General features: G+C 41.2%; 6 protein-coding genes. 3 read left to right on the top strand and 3 right to left on the bottom strand.

What is annotated here, in order from left to right:
* Positions 1-202: 202 nt before the first annotated feature.
* From psbO to WN50_RS10275, 3 genes are all read left to right on the top strand, one after another.
* Complete coding sequence (psbO, locus tag WN50_RS10265; protein ID WP_046278992.1) at positions 203-1,042, top strand: photosystem II manganese-stabilizing polypeptide; 840 nt, start codon at positions 203-205, stop codon at positions 1,040-1,042.
* 558 nt (positions 1,043-1,600) lie between these two features.
* A complete protein-coding gene (locus WN50_RS10270; RefSeq protein ID WP_046278993.1) occupies positions 1,601-2,380 on the top strand; it encodes an RNA polymerase sigma factor SigF in 780 nt (259 codons plus the stop codon).
* Positions 2,381-2,723: 343 nt separating this feature from the next.
* Positions 2,724-3,545: a KilA-N domain-containing protein gene (locus tag WN50_RS10275; protein WP_049559000.1), complete on the top strand. Its 822-nt coding sequence runs from the start codon at positions 2,724-2,726 to the stop codon at positions 3,543-3,545.
* Positions 3,546-3,752: 207 nt separating this feature from the next.
* On the opposite strand, the gene WN50_RS10280 is transcribed toward WN50_RS10275, so the two are convergent.
* The 3 genes from WN50_RS10280 to WN50_RS10290 all read right to left on the bottom strand — a co-directional run.
* Positions 3,753-4,382, bottom strand: a complete 630-nt coding sequence (locus tag WN50_RS10280; RefSeq protein ID WP_046278994.1) for a C-phycocyanin alpha-cysteine-84 phycocyanobilin lyase subunit CpcF — start codon at positions 4,380-4,382, stop codon at positions 3,753-3,755.
* A gap of 120 nt (positions 4,383-4,502) precedes the next feature.
* Positions 4,503-5,735 carry an RNA-guided endonuclease InsQ/TnpB family protein gene (locus WN50_RS10285; protein ID WP_049559003.1) on the bottom strand — a complete coding sequence of 411 codons (1,233 nt, stop codon included), beginning with the start codon at positions 5,733-5,735 and terminating at the stop codon, positions 4,503-4,505.
* 363 nt (positions 5,736-6,098) lie between these two features.
* A partial coding sequence (locus WN50_RS10290; RefSeq protein ID WP_049559008.1) for a HEAT repeat domain-containing protein occupies positions 6,099-6,684 on the bottom strand: 586 nt, incomplete at its 5' end.

The raw sequence follows: 6,684 nt of genomic DNA on the forward strand, positions 1-6,684 counted from the left end.
TGTACAATTCTGTATTGGGCGATCATTAAAAGTCCCGATTGCACAAGAGATACAGTCTGTGATCAGATTCCCAATTGTACGGGATCAGCATCGTAAAAAGCAGACAACCGAAGTGTTTGATTGGTGATCTCTGAAGTTGATGGCAACGGCGACAGGTCACTCAAAATATGTTACATATCGATTTGGGATACTGAGGTTAAAAATGAGATATCGTGCTTTAGTTGCTACACTTTTAGCTTTTTGCTTGAGTGTATTAACCGCTTGTTCATCAGGGCCAGAAACAAAAAGTCCAGAGTTACTGACCTATGATGACATCAGAAACACAGGTTTAGCCGTTAACTGTCCAAGTTTACCGGAAACTGCTCGCGGTTCGATAGCACTGGATTCCAACAAATCCTATGAAATTTCTGGTATGTGTTTGCAACCGACCAGTTATTTTGTCAAAGAAGAACCCACCAGCAAACGCAAAGAAGCGGAGTTTGTTCCGGGTAGATTGTTAACTCGGTTTACTTATAGTCTAGATCAGGTGGGTGGCCCATTAAAGTTTGATAAAAACGGCGCTCTCACCTTTGAAGAAAAATACGGTATTGATTTCCAACCGATTACCGTTCAGCTTCCCGGTGGCGAACAAGTTCCTTTCTTGTTCACGATTAAAGGATTAGTGGCTCAAAGTCAAGCCAGTGTCTCGAGTATTAACACCTCTACAGATTTTGAAGGGGTGTTTGATGTTCCTTCCTATCGGGGTTCGACTTTCCTCGATCCCAAGGGTAGAGGTTTAGCAACCGGTTATGATAATGCTGTGGCTTTACCCGCAACCGCAGATGGCGAAAATTTCGCTGAAGCAAATATTAAGCTTGCTGATACCTTAGTTGAGGCCGGTAAGATTTCTCTGCAAGTTTCTAAAGTTGATGGAGACACAGGCGAAATTGCCGGAATTTTTGAAAGCGAACAACCTTCAGATTCAGATTTAGGGGCAAAAGAAGCTGTTGAAGTTAAGGTTCGAGGTTTGTTCTATGCTCGTATAGAACCTAGCAAGTCATAGTCGTAGATTATTTTTTGTAACTGCGGTTGGTCAGCTTATTTTTTCCCGACTGATCCAGTCTTCTATTCAATCTGTAGACGAATCACGCTCAAGCTTTGGAGGGACGACAAGTTGTCCCTCTTTTTTATTGAAGTCACTCATCCTTTATCGCTCATTGGAGCGCATTTCATCTTTTTGAGTTTAATAAACTTTAGTAAAATTTTGACTTTTATACTCTACTTTAACGTTAATTTTATGACTAAAATTCGGGATTTTTAGCGTGTAACCTCCGGCTTTTGTCCGGTTGATAACCAAGGGTTAACTCTTGTCAGCTAGGCCGTTTTAGTTTATACTTGGCATTGGAGCAATCGATTAGATCTCCACTTTTACAACAGTTGTAAATCACCAGTGTTATACCTACGTGAATTTATGGATGTTTTCTAATCTTTAGAAATTCATCTCCGTAAATTTACGGATTACAAAAAAAAGAATAGAAACACACATCAGTCTAAATGACAGACTGAAATGACTGGAAAAATCCACCAGAAGCTTGCTCTACCTAAAACAAAGGACGTTACTATGTTAGCCAAAGCCACCAACACCATCAAGTGCGAAACTCTAGAATTATTGCGTGAGTATCAGTGTTCTCACTCCAAAGAACTCCGTAATCAGCTTGTACAGCTTAATATCGGACTCGTTCGCAAAGAAGTTCACCACTGGATAAACCAATGCACCGAAAACTATGATGACTTGTTGCAAGTCGGCTGTATTGGACTGATTCGGGCGATTGAACGGTTTGATTTGTCCAAAGGTCATGCCTTTAGTTCCTTTGCCATTCCGTATATTCGCGGAGAAATCCAGCATTACCTCAGAGATAAGAGTCTACCGCTTCGAGTTCCCCGACATTGGTTGACTCTCCAGCGTCAGGGAATGAAACTGACTCAAGAACTACAGGTGAAACTCAAGCGACAGCCCACCGATGCAGAAATTGCCGAAGGCTTGGGAATTACCGAAACCGAATGGAGTCAAGTTAAACTCGCAGGCTGTAATCGTTCTCTATTAAGTTTAGATGCTCCCGTCCAAGATGAAGACTTTGGCACCACTTGCCTGGGAGAATTGGTTCCTGATAGCCGTTATCGCAGCTTTCAACTCGCTCAAGAAGATCAAATTCGCCTACAACAAGCCTTAGCCAAATTAGAAGAAGGCACTCGGAAAGTTCTAGAATTTGTCTTCCTCTACGATTTAACTCAAAAGGAAACTGCCGAACGTTTGGGTATTAGTGCTGTTACCGTTTCTCGCCGTGTTAAGAAAGGCCTCAATTTACTTCAGCGAATCATGGTAGGTTCCGAAGACGAATAGTAGTAGGGTGCGTCAGATAGTTAACGTTAGGGTTAAAATTAGTCGTCTGACGCATTCTACCCAATGCAATTAAAATTGACTGGGATTAAGGTTGGGATCAATCCTTCAGAATTGGGTTAATCAGATGAAACTCAAAGAACCCGCAATACTCTTATGCTTCTGGATCTGTTTGCCTATTGGGGCAGGGGATTGGCTTTTTTGATTTTCTCAAATATTCTTCTCTGAGAGCAGAGCTATTCACATAACAAGACGAGCAGAGAAGAATCTTAGTTTAGATCTAGATAATGATAGCCATTAAGCCAGGTTTACCACTGATAATATTAAGATTATTACAGGAGTAATTATGCAACAATATTTTGAACATAAAGTTGGTGAATTAGTCGTCAGTCAACGTAAGTCTGATGGTTATATTAGTGCAACTAAATTAGCAAGAGCATACGAAAATAAAATAGGTAAATATAAAAACCCTAACCAGTGGTTTGAGAAAGATAGAACCAATGAATATGTAGAGCTTTTATCTGACAAAACGGGACTTGAAGTGTACGAATTAGTCCAAAAAAAGGGACAAGGTAAGAAGATAGAAACTTGGATTCATCCAAAACTTGCTGTTTCTTTTGCCATGTGGCTTTCACCGGAGTTTGAGATGATGGTTTCTGAATGGGTAGAGCAGTGGCTTTTTACAAGCCAAACTCCTACTACTTCAGAGCTATTACATCCTTACCAACGTGTCTGGTATCAACGTTTAATTCTATTTGAGCAAAAAACAAAATTACCCAATGGTACATGGTGCATTTTTGAACAAATCAGTAAATTAATGAGAGATTTAGAAGCTAAAGGAGTGCCTTTGCATGACAAGGCAACTATTGATATTTCAGTAGGAAGAGCATGGTGTCATTGGCTTCGAGAGGAAGAAAATTATGATACTTCTAGTATAGATCAATACCCTCATTACTATCCCGACAAAAGAGGAGTGCAATTAGTTAATATTTATCCTTTTGAACTCTTAGGTAAATTTCACCAGTGGTTACAAGATACTTACATCCCTAGCAAGTTTCCTGCGTATGTTAGAAGGTACGTTACCCAAGAAGAATGTAAGCTTATATCAGAAGCTATTGGTTATGAAGTCAAACCAATTCAAAGAAGTCAAACCAATTCAAAAAGCTAAAGGCTATATAAAAAGGAGAATAACTGCGAGGTTATATCATGTCCGCTTGATTAGTTCCGATAAAATTTTCAATGCAAAAAACCTCTATTTCTATTTTTATCACAAGTGTTTATTAAAGTTAGATCGTCAGTGAGTATCCGGACATGAGATCAGATCATAATCTGACAGTTAAACCCCTAAATTTGTTACTTGAAAATTAGAGAAAATTTACTGAACTAAACAAGATTGAGCGAACTTGGCTCGGGCTTGAACAGCTAATGTTTCGTCAGAATTGATCATTTCTTCGAGACGATGTATAATCTGATCAAAACATTCACACTGCCGAGTTTTCATCTCCTTTGCTAATCCCTCTAACCCCACAATCGCTGCATATCGCACAATCCATTCTGGATCTTGGGAAGCTTGTAATAACGTATTAATCGCTTGAATTTGAGCTTCAGGAACCTCTTGGGCGTTCATTTGTTGCCAATGAATATTTCCTAAACCTCTCGCCGCTGCCCGACGCACACTTAACGCAAAATCACCGCCTGCGGCTTCTAATAATACGTTTAAACCCCGAGGATCACCAATAGAAGATAAAGCCCGAATTGCCCAAGCTCTCGCTCCATAATTGTAACCATCTAACTGTTCAAGTAAAGGTTGAACGGAGGGTTCTCCGATCGCAATTAACCCATCAACTGCTGCAACAGCAGCTCCCGGATTATTGTAACCGAGAACCGTAATTAAAGAGGGAATCGCTTCGGGAGAGTGAGTTTCTGCTAACATTTTTACAGCTTCTAACAGGCTTTCAGCAGAATCTGCCTGTTCAACGGCATGAATAAGTTCGGAAGGGGTCATTTTCGCTGGTTTGCGCTCAGAAATTAATATTTTTATTGATATAACAGTTTAAGGAATGCTTAGAACTTGACATCCTCCCTCTCTAAATCAGAGATTATAGAGAGGGATTCCCAAACATCGCTATTTGGGTTTACTGCTTTTGCGGCACTTATCTAGGCTGTTACCAACCCCCGACAGTACGCCTACACAGTCAATTTCTTCTACGATCTGCCCGACCGCAGTCACACCTCGGTTACAAATCACTTTTGCTGCTGCAACATCACGGTTGATTTCGTACTGGCATGACCGACATTTATGAATACGTTCAGCTAGGTCTTTTTTACCTGTATGCGCTCCACAATGAGGACAAATTTGACTCGTATATCTGTAGTCAACCTTGCCAAAATCAACCCCCCTTTTCCAACACACCCAAGCTAATATATTGAAGAACTGACCAAATCCAGCATCTAAAGTATGTTTGCCTAACATTCCTTTAGCCCAGGTTCTAAAGTCTAAGTCTTCAACAAATATCATTCCTGCTTGGTCACACAAATGATGAGCAAGCTTGAAGTGAAAATCTTTTCGACTGTCTGAGATTTTTTGATGAAGTCTTGCTATCTTCTGGTTGAGTTTATGTCGATTGGTTGAACTGGATGTTTTTAATTTAAGTCTACGTTGTAGCAATTTCAGCTTACTGTGTAGTTGGTTGAAAAACTTTGGACGCTCAATCAACTCACCATCAGAAGTTGCCAAGAACTTATCAAGTCCAACATCAATCCCTAGCGGATGCCCAGAAGCCGCGGTGTCAGGGATATTTACAGGACTTTGCAGAGATAACATGGCAAAATACCCACTTGCCCGTCTAACTACCCGTACCTGCTTAAGCTTGAATCCCTCGGTCATGGGACGAGATAATCTCATCCGAACTAATCCAATTTGAGGTAGTTTTATCCAATCATTAGAGACTGGATTTGTCTTCAACTGAGGAAATACGAATGACCGCATTCGGTACTTATTTTTAAAGCGAGGAAAACCGTAACCCTGCTCTTTCATATTGTTAAATGCTCTCTCTAAAGTCTTCAGGACTTGCTGTAAGACTTGAGCATTTACTTTTTTGAGTTCTGGGTTGGTTTTCTTCAAAGAGGTTTGATTCGCGGCTTGTACGTTGTAGTTAGGGTAAGGGGCATCTGCTGAGATGATGTATTCTTGTTGTAATGAACAAGAATTAATTGCACACTTCCTACTGTTTATCCAGTCTTTCCGCTCTCTTAAGGCATAATTCCACACCTTTCTACAGACCGCCAGCATATCTTCGATGGTGGCAATCTGTTCTTGAGAGGGGTAAAACTTGTATTCGTAGGTTACTGTCAGCATATGGGCATAATACCATGCTTCTACCCCGCCATGTTAACCCGTTAGACTTTTGTACAGGAAAACTTGAGACGGGCTTCCCAAAACCGAGTCTTTTTTGTTGGTCGCAATTCACCTACGACCAAATCTTTGATTATGGTCGCAGACAAGATTGCTCCATTACGATAGACGAATTCAACTGTACTTTTCCCAGATCGGTTGTGAAGAAGTGAAGAAGGGCGGGTTAATAGAAGTTAGTTCTGGGAATACAGAGATTTAGGGGGAACCCGCCCCGGACTCCGAAGAAGTCAGAAGTCAGAAGTCAGAAGTCAGAAGTTTAAAATTGCATGATTGCATGATTGCCTGTTGCCTGTTGCCTGTTCCCTTCTATAATAAAGAATCCATTAAATTCATCACTTCAATCGCTTCTTCTGAGAGAGACATCGAATCGGTTTGTTTAAGATGATGTTCTAAAATCCCTTGTAAGGCAATTAATTTTAAACTATTTTCAGCAAGCGTTTCAGCAATCGCTTTTGCTGCTTTCATATACCCAATTGCTCCGAGATCCATTAATACCGTTCGTCTGAGTTGTAACTCATTACTTTGTAGGACTTGGGTTAAACGTTCTCCGTAAGTATTGTCTCCGGTTAATTGATAGAGCGATCGCAACGCCGCACAGCGAACCCGCGCCACTGGATGTTCTGTAAAAGGCTGAATTTGAGAAGTCGCTTCCGTTGCGCCCATTGTCCCCAACGCCTCGATCACCCCATCATAAGGCTGCACTAGATGAGGTTTTCCCGGCACTTGTTGAGCTGCTTCTACCCCACCCTCGAGCAATTTTACCAAAGCCGGAATGCTACTGCTATCCCCCAACATCTCTAACGCTTGGGCTGCGGCTTCTCGGACATAATAATCAGAACAGTCCAGACATTGAATTAACCCCCCCACAGCCCGTCTGTCGCCGAGTTTTCCT

Source organism: Limnoraphis robusta CS-951, assembly GCF_000972705.2.

Excerpts from the sequence above, each read along its gene's own strand:
- WN50_RS10285 (WP_049559003.1), bottom strand. The coding sequence starts at position 5,735 with ATGCTGACAGTAACCTACGAATACAAGTTTTACCCCTCTCAAGAACAG.
- WN50_RS10280 (WP_046278994.1), bottom strand. The coding sequence starts at position 4,382 with ATGACCCCTTCCGAACTTATTCATGCCGTTGAACAGGCAGATTCTGCT.
- WN50_RS10275 (WP_049559000.1), top strand. The coding sequence starts at position 2,724 with ATGCAACAATATTTTGAACATAAAGTTGGTGAATTAGTCGTCAGTCAA.
- psbO (WP_046278992.1), top strand. The coding sequence starts at position 203 with ATGAGATATCGTGCTTTAGTTGCTACACTTTTAGCTTTTTGCTTGAGT.
- WN50_RS10270 (WP_046278993.1), top strand. The coding sequence starts at position 1,601 with ATGTTAGCCAAAGCCACCAACACCATCAAGTGCGAAACTCTAGAATTA.